The organism is Pseudomonas sp. GW458-11-26-14-LB4, from assembly GCF_059423925.1.
The window spans coordinates 25,195-44,039 of sequence record NZ_JBWKYU010000030.1 but is presented as its reverse complement, the minus strand read 5'-3'; the positions used below and the strand labels follow the sequence as shown (position 1 = coordinate 44,039).

The window sequence follows — 18,845 nt, the reverse complement described above, 5'->3', positions numbered from 1 at the left end:
GAGGGAAAAATACCGGAGCATGTTAGTAGGGCTTAGTGCTGACGAAAATTGACTTATTGGCAGCTTATAAGTGCGCCAGACGCAATCGTCAGGGCTGTGCCGCCAGCCAGGTTTCGTCGCAGCAGGTCTTGAGGGTTTCACGCAGCCAGCGGTGGGCCGGATCCTTGTCGAAACGCGGGTGCCAGGCCTGGGTCAGCATCAGGGTCGGCAACGGGACCGGCAGATTGAACGAGCGCAGCTTCAAGCCCAGCCGTCGCACGCTCAGCAGCGCTTCCTTGGGCACCGGCAGAATCAGGTCGGAGTCCGGCAGGGCGAACATCGCCGCGTGGAAACTCGGCGCGATCACAGCCACTCTCCGCTCCAGGCCCAAGGCATTCAGCGCGGTGTCGATAGGCCCACGGGCGATGCCTCGGCGGGACATGCTGATATGGGAAAACCCGGCGTAACGCTCGGCGGTGATCTCGCCATCCAGCAGCGGATGATCCTCGCGCACCAGTCCGACAAAGTGGGTGGAAAACAGGTTTTGCACTTTGACTTCCGGCGTCACCGGCCGGGTGTTGCTCACGCTCAGATCGATCCGCCCTTCGCGCAGGGCTTCATCGTCACCGTCACCTTCGGGAACGAAACGCAACTCACAGTGCGGCGCCAGTTGATCGAGGGTGTCGAACAGCTTGCCGCCGTACACACCGACGAAGAAGTCGTTGGCGCGAATGCTGAAGCGCCGGCGCAACGTCCCCAGTTCCACCGCATCGGCCGAGCGAAACAGCAGCGCCGCCTGCTCGACCACATCGCGCACCTGCTCGCGCAGCTCCAGGGCCTTGGGCGTCGGCACCAGGCCGCGACCGGCGCGCACCAGAATCGGATCGCCAATGGCTTCGCGGATCCGCGTCAGCGTGCGGCTCATGGCCGCCGGGCTGAGGTTCATCCGCCGCGCGGCGCCGACCACGCTGCCCTCGTCGAGCAAGGCGTCGAGGGCGACCAACAGGTTCATGTCCGGGAGTTGCATGCTGAGCACTCGTGACCGATCAGGATTGATTCGCACGCAATGCTAGCAGATCAGAAAATCAGCGCTGCATCCCCCAGCGTTTCACCGTCACCCGCTCCAGCGTGTCGAATACCAGGTTCTCCACCAGCAGACCGATGAGGATAACCACCGCCAGACCGGCAAACACCTTGTCGGTGTACAGCTCGTTGCGGTTCTGGAAGATGTACCAGCCCAGGCCGCCCTTGCCGCTGGTGGCGCCGAACACCAGTTCGGCGGCGATCAGGGTACGCCAGGCGAAGGCCCAACCGATTTTCAGCCCGGCGAGGATCGATGGCAGCGCCGCCGGAATCAGGATGAACAGCACGAAGCGCATGCCCTTCAAGCCGTAGTTGCGCCCGGCCATGCGCAGGGTTTCCGAGACGCCGAGAAACCCGGCGTAAGTGTTCAACGCCAGCGCCCACAGCACCGAATGCACCAGCACGAAAATCAGGCTGTTCTGGCCCAGCCCGAACCACAGCAACGCCAGCGGCAACAGCGCAATCGCCGGCAGCGGGTTGAACATCGATGTCAGGGTGCTGAGCAAATCCCGACCGAATTGGGTCGAGACCGCCAACGTGGTCAGGGCGAAGGCCAGGACGATACCGATCAGGTAACCCTTGAGCAGCACCACCAGCGAGATCCACACCTTGCCCAGCAGCTCGCCGCTGAGCAGGCCGTCGTACAGCGCATGACTGGTCTGCAAAAAGCTCGGCAGCAACAGGTCGTTGTTTTGCACCCGGGCGACCACCTCCCAGAGCACGGCGAGCAAAATCAGGATCACGCTTTTGCGCAGCCAGCCCTGTTGCCACAAGCGCTGGCCCAGCGGCAGCTCGCGCTCCACCGGGACGCTGGTCAGCGGTTGCAGATCGTTTTCGAATTCTTGACGTACGGATGATGAATGGCTCATCGGGCAATCCTCCAGGCGGCTCAATAAGCGATGCGGATATCGGTGAAATCCAGTTCGCGCTCGGTTTCCGGCGACTGCCCTTCATCGAACAGCAAACGGTGAATGCGCCGTGCCGACTCCTGAAACGCCACACCACCGAGGCTGTGCAGATCGTATTGATGACTGTGCACTTCCGCCCTCACCCGCCCCGGATGCGGCGACAACAGCAGGATCCGATTGCCCACCACCAACGCCTCTTCAATCGAGTGGGTGACGAACAGCAAGGTGAAGCGCACTTCCTCCCAGAGCAGCAGCAATTCCTCCTGCATCTTGCGCCGGGTCAGGGCATCCAGCGCGGCGAACGGCTCGTCCATCAGCAGGATTTTCGGCTGCATCGCCAGCGCCCGGGCAATCGCCACCCGCGCTTTCATGCCGCCGGACAAGGTGTGCGGATAGGCATCGGCGAACGCCGCCAGACCGACTTTTTCCAGATAATGCAGCGCGCGCTCTTCGGCTTCCTTTTTCTTCAGCGTGCGCGAAGCCAGCAGCGGAAACATCACGTTCTGTTTGACGGTTTTCCACGGTGGCAGTTGATCGAACTCCTGAAACACCACGATCCGGTCCGGCCCCGGCGCATCGACGCGCTGGCCTTGCAGACGGATCTCGCCCTCGCACGGCGCTATGAACCCGGCGACGGCTTTGAGCAAGGTGGATTTACCGCAGCCGGAAGGACCGAGCAGCACGAAGCGATCCTGTTGATCGACTTCGAAACTGACCTGATGGGTGGCCCGCACGACGCGCTGCGGCGTGCGGTATTCGAGGCTGACCTGGTCGACCGCCAGCAGCGCTTGCGCGGTGGCGATCGGGTTGCTGGCCGCGTGGCCTTGCAAAGGGGCGTTCATGTCGATCAGCTCCCCTGCAACGGTTTGGCGTCCTGGAAGAAGTAGTCCTTCCACGATTCGGGTTTGTTCTTGATCGCGCCGACGCGGTAGAGGAATTCGGCGAGCGGGTAGGTGTTTTTCGGCGTGACGCTGAATTCGAACTGCGGGTTGTCGATGATTTTCAGCAACGCGGCGCGGTCGATCTTGGCCTTGGTCACGCGGATGTAGGTGTCCGCCGCCGCGCCTTTATCGTTCTGCGCAAATTGCGCGGCTTCGGTCAGCGCTTCGACAAACGCCTTGTAGGTTTTCGGGTTCTCGTTGCGGAATTTCTCGGTGGCGAACAGCACGGTCGGCGAGTTCGGGCCGAGCACGTCATAGGAGTTGAACACCACGTGCACATTCGGATTTTCCAACGCCTGATCCTGGAACGGCGGGTTGGAGAAGTGCCCGGTCAGCTCGGTGCCGCCGGCAATCAGCGCAGCGGTGGCGTCCGGGTGCGGAACGGCGATGGTGTACTTGTCGAGGCGATTGAATTCCTTGTCGCCCCACTGCTTCGCCGCCGCGTATTGCAGGAAGCGCGACTGCACGGAAACGCCCACTGCCGGCACCGCAATGCGGTCCTTCTCGGTGAAGTCGGCGATGGTTTTGACCTTGGGATTGTTGCTGACCAGGTAGTACGGGAAGTTGCCCAGCGAGGCCACGGCTTTGACGTTCTGCTTGCCGTGGGTGCGATCCCAGATCGTCAGCAACGGCCCGACACCGGCGCCGGCAATGTCGATGGAGCCGGAGAGCAACGCATCGTTGACCGCCGCGCCGCCGGACAACTGGGTCCAGTCGACCTTGATGTCGAGCCCTTCCTGCTTGCCGTACTTCTCGATCAGTCCCTGATCGCGCACCACATTGAGCAATAAATAGACAATACCGAACTGCTCGGCGATGCGGATTTCACCTTCGGCGTGGGCCGCGGTCGGCGCCAGCAGGCTGCCGGCGATCAGGCTGAAACCGAGGCCGATTGCCGCTGCCAGCGGCGCGAATGGAAGACGTTTGGACATGATCGGATCTCCGGCAAATCAGAAAGGCGCGTCGCCCTGAATGGTGGTGCGATACAGCTTGCGGCGCAGGTGCGCAGGGCAACCGGCGGCAAGGTGGATCAGCGAGCGGTTGTCCCAGAACACCATGTCGTGGGGCTGCCATTGATGGCGATAGATGTTCTGCGGCAGCACGCTGTGGGCGTAGAGCTCGTCGAGCAGTTGTTTGCTCTCGTCTTCCGGCAGGCCGACGATGCGGGTGGTGAAGCCTTCGCTGACGAACAAGGCCTTGCGGCCGTTTTCCGGATGGGTGCGGACCACCGGGTGCACAACCTCGGCGACCTGGGCCAATTGCTCCGGGGTCAGGGTCGGGCGCCAGTTGCCTTCGAATTTGGTTTCGCTGTAACGCGCGGTGTAGGAATGCGCAGCCGAGCGGCCTTCGACCGCTTTGCGCAGTGCGTCGGGCAGGCTGTCCCAGGCTTTGTGCATGTCGGCGAACAGGGTGTCGCCGCCTTCGGACGGCAGCTCTTGGGCGTGCAGCATCGAGCCGAGGCTCGGCAGCTCTTTATAGGAAAGGTCCGAGTGCCAGAACTTGCCGGCATCACCGAGGCCGATGTTCTGGCCGTTCTCGACGATGTTGGAAACGATGAGGATTTCCGGGTGATTGGCCAGCAGGAACTGCTTGAGCACGTGGATCTGCAACACGCCGAAGCGGCGGCTGAAGTCGATCTGCTGTTGCGGGGTGATGCGCTGGTCGCGGAACACCACGACGTGGTGATCAAGGTGCGCGCGGTGGATGCGGGCGAAGTCTTCATCGTTGACCGGACGGGTCAGATCGAGGCCGATGATCTCGGCGCCGACGGCACCGCTGAACGGGCGGATCTCGAAGGTTTGCGGCGCGGCAGTCGCGGCGCTTGGGGTAGCAGTAGCTGCGGACATCAATCAATCTCCCACGCACGGCGCGCTCAAGGGCGCGCGCGTCGATCAGAAACTCACGCTGGATTGCGTGTTGGTTCGTGTCGTGCGGCGCGCCGATTGGTCGGCAGGTACGCAGGAGGCTGACTTTATAGCTATAAGAAGCGGAATTTAAATACTGTTAACGAATAACGATATGGCGATTGCATAGGAATGGACTGGATGGTGAGTGACCATTTGTGTCACTTCTGGACGGAATGCGTTGGTGCTACGAACACCTCCGCGAGTCCCGCGGAGGCGTCCGTGAGGATTTACCGCTCGTGCAACGCCTCGGCCCGCGCCCGGATGATCGGTTTGAGCAGATAGCTCAGCACGGTCTTCTTGCCGGTGATGATGTCCACCGACGCGACCATCCCCGGGATGATCAGCAACGGCTTCTCGTCAGTGCCGAGATGGCTGCGCTCGGTGCGCAGCTTGATGACGTAATAGGTGGTTTTCTTGTCTTCGTCGGTGATGGTGTCGGCGCCGATCTGTTCCAGCTTGGCCTTGAGACCACCGTAGATGGTGTAGTCATACGCGGTGAACTTCACCGTGGCCTCCTGGCCCGGATGCAGGAACGCGATGTCCTGCGGGCGGATCTTCGCTTCGACCAGCAGCGTGTCGTCCAGCGGCACGATTTCCAGCAGGTCACTGCCAGGCTGGATCACGCCGCCGATGGTGTTGACCAGCATCTTGTTGACGATGCCCCGCACCGGCGAGGTGACGAGCGTACGGCTGACCCGGTCTTCCAGCGCCTTGCCGGTGGCCTGGGCCTTGTTCAGGTCGGTGCGCGCCTCGTTGAGCTGGGTCAGGGCCTCGCTGCGGAATTTGCCGCGGGTCTCGTCGATCTTGCGCTGCACTTCCTTGATCGCCGATTCGGCGCGCGGGATCGCCAGGGTGGTGGCGTCGAGCTGACCACGGGTTTCCACTTCGGCACGCTTGAGTCGCAGCACTTCCACCGGCGACACCGCGCCCTGGGCCACCAGCGGCTCGGACATGTTGATTTCCTGGCGTTGCAGACCGAGTTGCTGGCGGTACTGCGCCTGCTTCGAGGTGAACTCGCGCAGCTCTTGCTGACGCTGGATCAACTGTTCCTGCAAACCACCGACTTCATCGTGCAGTTGCTGACGACGGCTGATGTACAACGATTCTTCGCTCTTGGCCTGACCCGGCACGGCTTTGAGCACGTCCTCGGGGAAATTCAGCGGACGGTCATCGACCTCGGCACTCAGGCGCTCGACCCGCAGCAACATCGACAGCCGATCAGCCTCGGTTTCGCCGACGTTGGACGCAAATCGCGTGTCGTCCAGGCGAACCAGAGGCGCGCCGGCCTCGACGATCTGGCCTTCCTTGACGAACAACTCAGAGACAATCCCGCCCTCGAGGTTCTGGATTTTCTGGATCTTCGACGAGGGAATCGCCTTGCCGTCGCCCTTGGTCACTTCGTCGATGACGGCGAAGTTGGCCCACAGCATCAGGAACACGAAGAAACCGATGATTGCCCAGATCGTCAGGCGCACCACGCGCGGCGCGTCCTCGATCAAGGCCTTGTTGACCTCTGGCAGCGGCTGGCCCTGCAGCGATGCCGAGCCCTTGAAGTAGCGGCGGATCGAATCCTTGAAACCCGACTTAAGCAACACTGATCTGCCCCTTCTTCAACGCTTCCATGACGGCCGCTTTCGGACCGTCGGCGAGGATCTGTCCACGGTCGACCACCAGCAGGCGATCGACCAGCGACAGCAGCGATGCCCGGTGCGTCACCAGCACCACGGTCTTGTTTTCCACCACCGCCGCGAGGCGTTGCTTGAGGCGTTCTTCGCCGGTGTTGTCCATGGCGCTGGTAGGTTCGTCGAGCAAGAGAATCGGCGGATTGAGCAACAGCGCCCGGGCCAGGGCGACGTTCTGGCGCTGACCGCCGGACAGGTTCTGCCCGCGCTCGCCGACTTGCAGTTCATAACCCTGCGGGTGCAGTCGGGCGAATTCGTGGACGCCGGCCAGTTCAGCGGCCTGCAGGACAAGTTCGTCTTCGACGTAACGAGCGCCGGAAATCAGGTTGTCGCGCAGGGTGCCGGCCAGCAGCTGGATGTCCTGCGGCACGTAGCCGATGTTGTAGCGCAGCTCGCTGACGTCGATCTGTCGAATGTCGACGCCATCCACCAGCAACGCACCATCGTCCGGCTGATAGAGGCCGACCAGCAGTTTCGCCAGTGAGCTTTTGCCGGAACCGCTGCGGCCGATGATGCCGATCTTCTCGCCGGGACGGATCACCAGGTTGATGTTCTTCAGCGCCGGGTTCTGTTGCTCCGGGTAAGTGAAGCTGAGCTGGCGGCATTCGATCGCGCCTTGCAGCACCTTGCGGCTCAGTGGGCGTTCTTCGAAATTGCGCTCCTGCGGCAACTCCATCATCTGGTCGACCGAGGTCATGGTCACCCGCGCCTGCTGGTAGCGGGTCAGCAGACCGGACAACGACGCCAGCGGGCTGAGGGCGCGGCCACTGAGCATGTAGCAGGCGATCAGGCCGCCCATGCTCAGGTTGCCGGCGATGATCTGGTACACGCCGAAGACGATCATGATCACCCCGGCCAATTGCTGGATCAGCAGGGTGATGTTCATCGCCAGACCGGAGAGCATTTTCACCCGCAGCTCGAGGCGGCTGAGGGTGCCGATGGTTTGCTCCCACTGATATTGGCGTTCGCTTTCGGCGTTGTTGACCTTCACCGCGTCGAGGCCGGCTAGGGTTTCGATCAGGCTCGACTGACGCTCGGCGCCGAGGGCCATGGTGCGTTCCATGGTTGCCACCAGCGGCTTCTGCAATGCGTAGCCGATCAGCAGCGCAATCGGAAAGGCCAGCACCGGAATCCACACCAGATGCCCGCCGAGAATCGCGATGACGATGAAGATCAGGAGGGTGAACGGCAGGTCGATCAGGCTGGTCAGGGTCAGCGAGGCGAGGAAGTCACGCAGGCTCTGGAACTCATGGATGTTCTGGGCAAAGCTGCCGACCCGCGCGGGGCGGTATTTCATGGCCATGCCGACGATGCGCTCGAACAGCGTGGCAGAGATGATCAGGTCGGTTTTCTTGCCGGCCAGATCCAGGCACAGGCTGCGCAGGCTCTTGAGGATCAGGTCGAACAGATAGGCGCCGGTGATACCCAGCGCGAGGACCCACAGGGTCGCTTCGGCCTGGTTCGGCACCACGCGGTCGTAGACGTTCATCACGAACAGCGGCGCGGCCATGGCGATGATGTTGATCAGAAAACTGGCGGCGATGGCGTCGGCATACAGCCAGCGCGAACGCTTGAGGGTGTCGCGAAACCAAGAGCGCGCACGCGGGATCAGCGTGCCGTGGTTGACGTCGAATTTGTGCTGGGGCTGGGCGAAGAACACTTTGCCGGTGTAGTCGTCGGCCAGCAGCTCGCGGCTGACCAGGGATTCACCGCCGTCGCTTTCGCTGAGCAGCACCCGCGCGTCGTTCTCACCCTGCCAGCCGAGCAGGACGGCACTGCGGCCATCCTTGAGCAGCAACAGCGCCGGCATGGCAATCGCCGGAATCTCTTCCAGCTTGCGCTGCAGCACCCGTCCTTGCAGCCCGGCGCGCGCCGCCGCACGGGGCAGCAGCTCGACACTCAGGCGTTGTTTGGGCAGCGGCAGGCCGGTGGTCAGCATCGCCGCGCTGGCGGGTTTCTGGTGGAGCATGCAAAGAGCGAGCAGACCGTCCAGTAACGGATCGTCATGCAACGCGCGTGGATCATGACTGAGATGAACTCGACTGACTTCTGATTCCACGCTCGACACTCTTTAGCAGTTGAAAAGGGACAACTCAATTCATCCCAGGCAGCTGAACCTTGGGCTTAACGTCGTTCTGCACAACGGATGCCAAGGGTGCGACCACTCCCTGGCTCTTGAGCAATTCGCCCATGGTCGCCTTGATTCGATACTGAGTAAATAACTGAATGTTTTTGATTTCAGCCAGACGCCGCGAAGCGGTGAACAGCTCGTTTTCACTGTCGAGCAAATCCAGCAGGGTACGTTCGCCGAGGCTGAACTGACGCTGATATGCGGTGCGCACCGAGGTGCTGTGATCAACGTACTGCTGAGCGATCGGCACCTGAGCGTTGGCGTTGTTCAGGGCGTTCCAGGCCAGGCCCAGTTCTTCATTCAATTGGCGCAAGGCGTTGTTGCGGATATCCAGCGCCTGGTTCGACAGGTACGACTTGGATTCCAGATCCGCCTTGTTGCTGCCGCCCGAATACAGGTTGAAGCGCATGCGCAGCATGGCCTGCCATTCGTTGTTGTGACCGTTCTGGCCGTCGAGGTCGTTGTCGGCGGTGCGGCCCAGCTCGGCGTCGAAACGCGGGTAGAAGGTCGACTTGGCAGTCTCGTATTGCTTCTCGGCCGCGGCGATATCGGACTCGGCCGAACGCAGGATCGGGCTGTTTTCCAGCATCTGCTGGCGCGCTTCATTCAGGTTGGCCGGCATCATCGCCATGAACGGCGCCGGACGCTCCAGCTGATCGGGCATCTGGCCGACGGCGCTGAGGAAATTGGTTTCCGAGTCGGCGAGGTTGGTCTGCTCGGTGATCAGGTTGTTGCGGGCCTGGGCCATCCGCGCTTCGGCCTGATCGAGGTCGGCACCGCTGCCGACGCCGCGCTGGGTGCGCAGCTGGATCTGGTCGTAGATGCGCTGGTGGCTCTTGAGGTTTTCCTCGGCCAGACGCACAAACTCACGACGGGTCAGCACGTCCAGGTAAACCTGGGCCACGGTCAGCGCAGTGCGCTCGGAAGTGCCGAGCAAGGAATACGCGCGGGAGTTGACGGTGGCTTGTTGACGCCCGACTTCGCTGGACGTCGCAAAACCGTCAAAAACCATTTGCGACAGACGCAAACTTGACTCGCTGCGGTTCAGGGTTTCCCAGTGATTGCCACCACCGGCGGCACGGGTGGTCACGCTGTCGGTGCCTTCACGGCCATAACCGCCCAGCAGATCGACCTTGGGCAGGTATCCACCTTTTGCAGCCTTTAATTGATAATCCGCGGCCAGTCGGCTGTTGACCCCTGCCTGGATTTCCGGATGGACATCCAGCGCCTGCTGCATGGCTTCTGGTAAGGATTGTGCTTGTACGAAAGACGCGGCGAGAGCGAAGGGTAGAGCCTTGAACAGGTGCGAACGCATGGTAAAGATTTCCCAGAACTTCTTGTCTTGAATCACAGCAAAATGACGAGCTGCGTCGGAAGATGGCAACCGGAATGACCGTATGTCGGAAAGTTTAAAACCGGAACTGGATCACACGCTGAAGGGCAGGTCGCCGCATAAATATCAATGTGACATTACTGGGGCGATTGTTTAGGATGGCACCCAGAAGGTCAATAGTTTGGCATAAAGTTAATAGCGAAAGAATCTAGCCAAAATATTGACGAACAACAGCGTCAACTTTGTTTCATCTTTTTTTAAAAGTACGTCCAGACTGAATCGGCGCAGACAGCCATCAGGTCTATGGAAGTCAACTGAACGTGACACCCGGAGAGTCTTCAATGAGCAGTGTTGTTGCCATCGTCAAAAGCATTGTTGGTCAGGTTTTCGTGGTGTCCCCAGAGGGCGTCCGTCGCGTACTCGTTGAAGGCGACCGGCTGTTTGCCGGCGATCAGGTCGACACCGGCGTTTCCGGCGCCGTGTCCCTGGAACTGGCCGATGGCCGCACGATCGATCTGGGCCGCGACACTCAGTGGAGCGCCGATGCCCCGGATTCCAGCACCGACCTGGCCGAAGCCACCGCCGAAGCCGCGCCGTCGGTAGAAGAGCTGCAACAAGCCATCGCCGCCGGTGTCGACCCGACTACCGCCCTTGAATCCACCGCCGCCGGCCCTAGCGCCGCAGGAACTGGCGGTGCCGCCGGTGGCGGTCACAGCTTCGTGATGCTCGATGCGACCGCTGGCCGTGTCGACCCGACCATTGGTTTCCCGACCGCAGGCATCAACGCTGCCGGCCAGGCCGCCCAGAACATCACCGGCGGCCAGACCACCGACACCAACGCCAATGTCCTGCGCGAATCGACCCTGAGCCTCAGCGCCACGCCGAGCATTACCGAAGCCGGCGGCGTTCTGGTGTACACCGCGACCCTGACCCAGGCGCCGCTGACCGACCTGACCATCACCCTGTCCAACGGCGCGGTGATCGTGATTCCGGCCGGTTCCACCACCGGCACCGTCAACGTGCCGCTGGCACCGAACGACACTGTTTATAACGACCCGACCCAGATCGACGTGACCGTCACCGGCACCACCGGCGGCAACGGCATCACCGTGACCCCGCCGACCACCCCGGCCACGACCCAGGTCACCGACACCATCGACACCACCACCGTCACCCTGACGGCGGGCCCGAGCGTGACCGAAGGCGGTCAGATCACCTACACCGCGACCCTGACCAACCCGGCGCAGACGCCGGTGACCGTGACCCTGTCCAACGGCTCGACCATCACTATCGGCGCCGGCCAGACCACCGGCACCGTCAACGTGCCGACCGCACCGAATGACGTCTATAACAACGGCAGCACCGTCACCACCACCATCACCGGTGCCACGGGCGGCAACTTCGAAAACCTGGTGCCGAACCCGACACCGGCCGTTACCACGATCGTCGATTCGCGAGACACCACCGGCCTGACCCTGACCGCTACCGGCACCGTGGTCGAAGGTGGCCAGATCACCTACACCGCGACCCTGACCAACCCGGCGCAGACGCCGGTGACCGTCACCCTGTCGAACGGCTCGACCATCACCATCGGCGCCGGCCAGACCACCGGCAGCGTCAACGTGCCGACCGCGCCGAATGACGTTTACAACAACGGCGGCACCGTCAGCACCACGATTACCGGTGCCACCGGCGGCAATTTCGAGAATCTGGTGCCAAACACGACGCCAGCGACCACCACCGTCACCGATTCCATCGACACCACCAACCTGTCGCTGAGCGCCACCGGTTCCGTGGCCGAAGGCGGTTCGATCGTCTACACCGCGACCCTGACCAATCCTGCCGGGACCCCGGTGACCGTGACGTTGAGCAACGGCTCCGTCATCACCATCGAGGCTGGCAAAACTACCGGCACCGTGACCGTTCCGGCGCCAGCCGATGACGTCTATAAAGACGCCGGCAAAGTCGAAGTCACTATCAAGGACGCAACCGGCGGCAACTTCGAGAACCTGGTGCCAAGCACCGTTCCGGCCGTTACCGAAGTCACCGACACTATCGACACCACCACGGTAAAACTCACAGCGACCGAATCAGCGGCTGAAGGTGGCACTGTCACTTATACCGCTACTGTCGGCGCACCAGTGACCGGTTCGCCGGTCACTGTGACGCTGGCCAATGGTCAGTCGATCACCATCGAAGTGGGCAAAACCACCGGTACCGTGACCACCACTGCGCCGAACGATGCGTTGACCGGCAATGCACCGCTGACCAACTCGATCACCGGCGTTTCCGGCGGTAACTACGAAAATCTGGTGGCCGACAAAACCCCGGTTTCGACCACGGTGACAGACGTGGCCGACACCACCAATCTGACCCTTAGCGCCACCGGCACTGTCGCCGAGGGTGGTTCGATTGTTTACACCGCGACCCTGACCAATCCGGCCGGTACCCCGGTGACCGTGACGTTGAGCAACGGCTCCGTCATTACCATCGAAGCTGGCAAAACCACCGGCACCGTGACCGTTCCGGCGCCAGCCGATGACGTCTATAAAGACGCCGGCAAAGTCGAAGTGACCATCAAGGACGCCACCGGCGGCAATTTCGAGAACCTGGTGCCGAGCACCGTTCCGGCCGTCACCGACGTGACCGACACCGTCGACACGACCACCGTCAAACTGACCGCGACCGAGTCGGCGGCTGAAGGCGGCACCGTTACTTACACCGCCACCGTCGGCGCACCGGTGACTGGCTCGCCTGTCACCGTGACCCTGGCTAACGGTCAGTCGATCACCATCGAAGTCGGCAAAACTACCGGCACCGTCACCACCACCGCACCGAACGACGCATTGGCCGGCAACGCACCACTGACCAACGCGATCACCGGCGTGAGCGGCGGAAACTACGAGAATCTGGTCGCCGACAAGACGCCGGTCAGCACCACCTTGACCGACACTGTCGACACCACCAACCTGACCCTGAGCGCCACCGACTCCGTGACCGAGGGCGGCTCGATCATCTACACCGCGACGCTGACCAATCCAGCCGGCACTCCGGTGACCGTGACGTTGAGCAACGGCTCCGTCATCACCATCGAAGCCGGCAAAACCACCGGTACCGTGACCGTTCCGGCCCCTGCCGATGACGTCTACAAGGATGCCGGCAAAGTCGAAGCGACCATTACCGGCGCAACCGGCGGCAACTTCGAAAACCTGGTGCCAAGCACTGTGCCGGCCGTGACCCAGGTCACCGACACCATCGACACTTCAACCGTCAAACTGACCGCGACCGAATCGGCCGCTGAAGGCGGTACCGTCACTTATACCGCGACGGTTGGCGCCCCGGTAACCGGCTCGCCGGTGACCGTGACCCTGGCCAACGGTCAGTCGATCACTATCGAAGTCGGCAAAACCACCGGCACCGTGACTACCACGGCGCCGAACGACGTACTGGCCGGCCATGCACCGCTGACCAACTCGATCACCGGTGTGAGCGGCGGCAACTACGAAAACCTCGTGGCCGACAAAACGCCGGTCAGCACCACCATCACCGATACCGTCGACACCACCACCGTATCGCTGACCGCCACCGGCAACGTCAACGAGGGCGGGCAGATCATCTACACCGCCACCCTGACCAACCCGGCCGGCACCCCGGTGACCGTGACGTTGAGCAACGGCTCCGTCATCACCATCGAAGCCGGCAAAACCACTGGCACCGTGACCGTTCCGGCTCCTGCCGATGACGTCTACAAAGATGCCGGCAAAGTCGAAGTGACCATCAAGGACACTTCCGGCGGCAATTTCGAAAACCTGGTGGCCAACCCGACGCCAGCGGTGACCAACGTCGCCGACACCATCAACACCACGCACCTGACCCTCAGCGCCGAAAGCTATGTGCTCGAAGGCACGTCGATCACTTACACCGCGACCTTGACCAACGCCGCGCAGACGCCGGTGACCGTCAACCTGAGCAACGGCCAGACCATCGTTATCGAGGCCGGCAAGACCAGCGGTTCGGTGACCATCCCGGCGCCGAGCGATGACGTCTACAAGGATGTCAGCAAGCTCACCGTGACCATGACCGATGCCAGCGGCGGCAACTTCGAGAAGCTCGACGTCAGCAAGACGCCGGTCAGCACCACGGTCAACGACACCATCGACAAGACCACGCTGACCCTGAGCGCCAGCGATACTGTCAGCGAAGGTGGCCAGATCACCTACACCGCGACCCTGAGCAACCCGGCCGGCACCGCCATGACCGTGACCCTGGCCAACGGCGCGGTCATCAACATCGCCGCCGGTGCCACCAGCGGTTCGGTGAACTTCCCTGCGCCGGCCAACACGCCTTACATCGACGGCGGCAAGGTGCAGACCGCGATTGCCAGCCACAGCGGCGGCAACTTCGAACAGGTCGATGCCAACCGTTCGGCGGTGGTGACCAAGGTCACCGACACCGTCGACACCACCAACATCAGCCTGAGCGCCACCGGTTCGGTCGCCGAGGGCGGTTCGATCGTCTACACCGCGACCCTGACCAACCCGGCCGGCACGGCCATGACCGTGACCCTGAGCAACGGCGCGGTGATCAACATCGCCAAAGGCGCGAGCACCGGCACCATCACCGTCGCCGCACCGGGCGACGACGTGTACAAGGACGCCGGCAAAGTCGACGCCAGCATCACCAAGACCACGGGCGGCAACTTTGAAAACCTGGTGGTCGACAAGACCCCGGCGGTGACCGACGTCACCGACACCATCGACAACAGCACCGTTTCCCTGAGCGCTACGGCCAGCACAGTTGAAGGCGGCGTGGTGGTTTACACCGCCTCCGTCACCGCACCGGTGACCGGCTCGCCAGTGGTCGTGACGCTGTCCAACGGCCAGACCATCACCATCCCGGTCGGCGCCAGCAGCGCCAGCGTCAACTACACCGCACCGAACGATGCACTGGCCGGCGGCAACACGCTGAGCGTGAAGATCGACGGCACCAGCGGCGGCAATTACGAAAACCTGGTCGCCGACAAGACTCCGGCCGTGACGTCAGTCACCGACACCGTCGACACCACCAACCTGACCTTGAGCGCTACAGGTTCCGTGGCCGAAGGCGGTTCGATCGTTTACACCGCCACGCTGACCAATCCGGCTGGCACGCCAGTGACCGTGACCCTGAGCAACGGCTCGGTGATCACCATCGAGGCCGGTAAAACCACCGGCACCGTAACCGTCGATGCGCCGAAAGACGACGTCTACAAGGACGCCGGCAAAGTCGAAGTGACCATCAAGGATGCAACCGGTGGCAACTTCGAGAATCTGGTACCGAGCACTGTTCCTGCCGTTACCGAAGTCACTGACACCATCGACACCACCACGGTGAAACTGACTGCGACCGAGTCGGCGGCTGAAGGTGGCACTGTCACTTACACCGCCACCGTTGGCGCTCCGGTAACCGGCTCGCCGGTGACCGTGACCCTGGCCAACGGTCAGTCGATCACCATCGAAGTCGGCAAGACCACTGGCACCGTGACCACCACTGCGCCGAATGACGCGTTGAACGGTCACACTCCGCTGACCAACGCGATCACCGGCGTGAGCGGCGGCAACTACGAGAATCTGGTCGCCGACAAGACTCCGGTTTCGACGACCGTCACTGACACCGTCGACACCACCAACCTGACCCTGAGCGCCACCGATTCCGTGGCCGAGGGCGGCTCGATCACCTACACCGCGACCCTGACCAATCCGGCCGGCACTCCGGTGACCGTGACGTTGAGCAACGGCTCAGTCATCACCATCGAGGCCGGTAAAACCACCGGCACCGTGACCGTCGATGCGCCGAAAGATGACGTCTACAAGGACGCCGGCAAAGTCGAAGTGACCATCAAGGATGCAACCGGCGGCAACTTCGAGAACCTGGTGCCGAGCACTGTTCCGGCTGTTACCGAAGTCACCGATACCATCGACACCACCACGGTGAAACTCACCGCGACCGAGTCGGCGGCTGAAGGCGGTACCGTTACTTACACCGCGACCGTCGGCGCTCCGGTGACGGGTTCGCCTGTGACCGTAACCCTGGCCAATGGTCAGTCGATCACTATCGAAGTCGGCAAGACCACCGGCACCATCAGCACCACCGCACCGAACGACGCGTTGAACGGTCACACCCCGCTGACCAACGCGATCACTGGCGTTTCCGGCGGCAATTACGAGAATCTCGTAGCCGACAAGACCCCGGTTTCGACCACCGTCACCGATACCGTCGACACCACCAACCTGACCCTCAGCGCCACTGACTCGGTGGCCGAGGGCGGTTCGATCGTTTACACCGCGACCCTGACCAACCCGGCCGGCACCCCGGTGACCGTGACGTTGAGCAACGGCGCCGTCATCACCATCGAGGCCGGTAAAACCACCGGCACCGTGACCGTTCCTGCGCCTGCCGATGACGTCTACAAGGATGCCGGCAAGGTCGAGGTGACCATCAAGGATGCAACTGGCGGCAACTTCGAGAACCTGGTGCCAAGCACCGATCCAGCCGTCACCGATGTCACCGACACCATCGACACCTCGACCGTCAAACTGACCGCGACCGAGTCGGCTGCTGAAGGCGGCACTGTTACCTACACCGCCACCGTTGGCGCGCCAGTGACCGGCTCGCCTGTGACCGTGACCCTGGCCAACGGTCAGTCGATCACCATCGAAGTTGGCAAGACCACCGGCACCGTTACCACCACCGCGCCAAACGATGCGCTCAACGGCCATACGCCGCTGACCAACTCGATCACCGGTGTGAGCGGCGGCAACTACGAAAACCTCGTGGCCGATAAAACGCCAGTCAGCACCACCGTGACCGACACCGTCGACACCACCACCCTGACCCTGAGCGCCACGCCGGAAGTCAACGAAGGTGGCCAGATCACCTACACCGCGACCCTGACCAACGCCGCCGGCACCCCGGTGACCGTGACCTTGAGCAACGGCGCCGTGATCACCATCGAGGCCGGAAAAACCTCCGGCACCGTGACCGTCGATGCACCGAAGGACGACGTCTACAAGGACGCCGGCAAAGTCGAGACGACCATTTCGACCACCACCGGTGGCAACTTCGAAAACCTGGTCACCAGCACCGCCCCGGCGGTCACCACCGTCAATGACACCATCGACACGTCCACCGTGTCGCTGACCGCTACCGCCAACGTCGCCGAAGGCGAAACCGTGGTCTACACCGCGACCGTGACGGCGCCAGTGACCGGTTCGCCGCTCGTCGTGACCCTGTCCAACGGACAGACCATCACCATCGCCGTCGGCGAGACCACCGGCACCGTGAACTTCGTCGCGCCTAACAGCCCGTTGGCGGGCGGCAGCTCGCTGAGCGTGACCATCGACAAGGCCACCGGTGGCAATTACGAAAACCTGGCGGTCGACGGCAAGTCCGCCGACACCTCGGTATCGGACACTGTCGACACGACCAACCTGAACCTGACGGCCACCGATTCGGTTGCCGAGGGTGGTTCGATCACTTACACCGCGACCCTGACCAACCCGGCAGGTACGCCGGTGACCGTGACCCTGTCGAACGGCGCTGTCATCACCATCGAGGCCGGTAAAACCACCGGTACCGTGACCGTCGATGCGCCGAAAGACGACGTCTACAAAGACGCCGGCAAAGTCGAGGCAACCATTTCGACCGCTACTGGCGGTGGTTTCGAGAACCTGGTGCCGAGCACCGTTCCGGCCGTGACCAACGTCACCGACACCATCGACACCACCACGGTGAAACTCACCGCCACCGAGTCGGCGGCTGAAGGCGGCACCGTTACTTACACCGCGACTGTCGGCGCGCCTGTCACCGGTTCGCCTGTGACCGTGACCCTGTCCAACGGACAGTCGATCACTATCGAAGTCGGCAAAACCACGGGCACCGTCACCACCACCGCACCGAACGATGCGCTCAACGGCCATGCGCCACTGACCAACGCGATCACTGGCGTGACTGGCGGCAACTACGAAAATCTCGTGGCTGACAAAACCCCGGTCAGCACCACCGTGACTGACACCGTCGACACCACCAACCTGACCCTGAGCGCAACTGGCTCGGTGGCCGAGGGTGGTTCGATCGTCTACACCGCGACCCTGACCAACCCGGCCGGCACTCCGGTGACCGTGACCCTGTCGAACGGCGCTGTCATCACCATCGAGGCCGGCAAAACCTCCGGCACCGTGACCGTCGATGCACCGAAAGACGACGTCTACAAAGATGCTGGCAAAGTCGAGGCAACCATTTCGACCGCCACCGGTGGCAACTTCGAGAACCTGGTGCCGAGCACCGTTCCGGCCGTGACCGAAGTCACCGACACCATCGACACCACCACCGTCAAACTGACCGCGACTGAATCGGCAGCTGAAGGTGGCACCGTCACTTACACCGCTACCGTCGGCGCACCTGTGACCGGTTCGCCAGTCACCGTGACGCTGGCCAACGGTCAGTCGATCACCATCGAAATGGGCAAGACCACCGGCACCGTGACCACCACTGCGCCAAACGATGCGCTTAACGGCCACACGCCGCTGACCAACGCGATCACTGGCGTGAGCGGTGGCAACTACGAAAACCTCGTCGCCGACAAGACGCCGGTCAGCACCACCGTGACCGACACCGTCGACACCACCAATCTGTCGCTGACCGCGACCGACAGCGTGGCCGAAGGTGGCTCGATCGTTTACACCGCGACCCTGACCAACCCGGCCGGCACACCGCTGACCGTGACCCTGTCGAACGGCGCTGTCATCACCATCGAGGCCGGCAAAACCACCGGCACCGTGACCGTCGCCGCGCCAACCGATGACGTCTACAAAGACGCCGGCAAAGTCGAAGTCACGATCAA

At 62.4% G+C, this 18,845-nt stretch carries 9 protein-coding genes; 1 reads left to right on the top strand and 8 read right to left on the bottom strand.

The window, feature by feature from the left end:
- Nucleotides 1–88: 88 nt before the first annotated feature.
- The 8 genes from AC07XZ_RS27765 to AC07XZ_RS27730 all read right to left on the bottom strand — a co-directional run bounded on the left by AC07XZ_RS27765 (nucleotide 89) and on the right by AC07XZ_RS27730 (nucleotide 9,946).
- Nucleotides 89–1,006 carry a LysR family transcriptional regulator gene (locus tag AC07XZ_RS27765; RefSeq protein WP_039773030.1) on the bottom strand — a complete coding sequence of 306 codons (918 nt, stop codon included), beginning with the start codon at nucleotides 1,004–1,006 and terminating at the stop codon, nucleotides 89–91.
- 58 nt (nucleotides 1,007–1,064) lie between these two features.
- Entirely contained in the window at nucleotides 1,065–1,931 is an 867-nt protein-coding gene (locus tag AC07XZ_RS27760) for an ABC transporter permease (RefSeq protein ID WP_085608535.1), read from the bottom strand.
- A gap of 20 nt (nucleotides 1,932–1,951) precedes the next feature.
- Entirely contained in the window at nucleotides 1,952–2,812 is an 861-nt protein-coding gene (locus AC07XZ_RS27755) for an ABC transporter ATP-binding protein (RefSeq protein ID WP_007957720.1), read from the bottom strand.
- A gap of 5 nt (nucleotides 2,813–2,817) precedes the next feature.
- Nucleotides 2,818–3,843: an ABC transporter substrate-binding protein gene (locus tag AC07XZ_RS27750; protein ID WP_102688559.1), complete on the bottom strand. Its 1,026-nt coding sequence runs from the start codon at nucleotides 3,841–3,843 to the stop codon at nucleotides 2,818–2,820.
- Between the two features lie 18 nt (nucleotides 3,844–3,861).
- Nucleotides 3,862–4,758: a TauD/TfdA dioxygenase family protein gene (locus tag AC07XZ_RS27745; RefSeq protein ID WP_102688558.1), complete on the bottom strand. Its 897-nt coding sequence runs from the start codon at nucleotides 4,756–4,758 to the stop codon at nucleotides 3,862–3,864.
- Nucleotides 4,759–5,045: 287 nt separating this feature from the next.
- Nucleotides 5,046–6,413, bottom strand: a complete 1,368-nt coding sequence (locus AC07XZ_RS27740) for an HlyD family type I secretion periplasmic adaptor subunit (protein WP_011331851.1) — start codon at nucleotides 6,411–6,413, stop codon at nucleotides 5,046–5,048.
- Nucleotides 6,403–8,559: a type I secretion system permease/ATPase gene (locus AC07XZ_RS27735; protein ID WP_085748533.1), complete on the bottom strand. Its 2,157-nt coding sequence runs from the start codon at nucleotides 8,557–8,559 to the stop codon at nucleotides 6,403–6,405. The genes AC07XZ_RS27740 and AC07XZ_RS27735 overlap by 11 nt, the downstream gene beginning before the upstream one ends.
- Nucleotides 8,560–8,593: 34 nt before the next feature.
- Nucleotides 8,594–9,946, bottom strand: a complete 1,353-nt coding sequence (locus AC07XZ_RS27730) for a TolC family outer membrane protein (RefSeq protein WP_102688570.1) — start codon at nucleotides 9,944–9,946, stop codon at nucleotides 8,594–8,596.
- Nucleotides 9,947–10,305: 359 nt separating this feature from the next.
- Here AC07XZ_RS27730 and AC07XZ_RS27725 point away from each other — a divergent pair.
- The coding region (locus tag AC07XZ_RS27725) for a retention module-containing protein (RefSeq protein WP_494990440.1) at nucleotides 10,306–18,845 on the top strand (8,540 nt) is incomplete at its 3' end.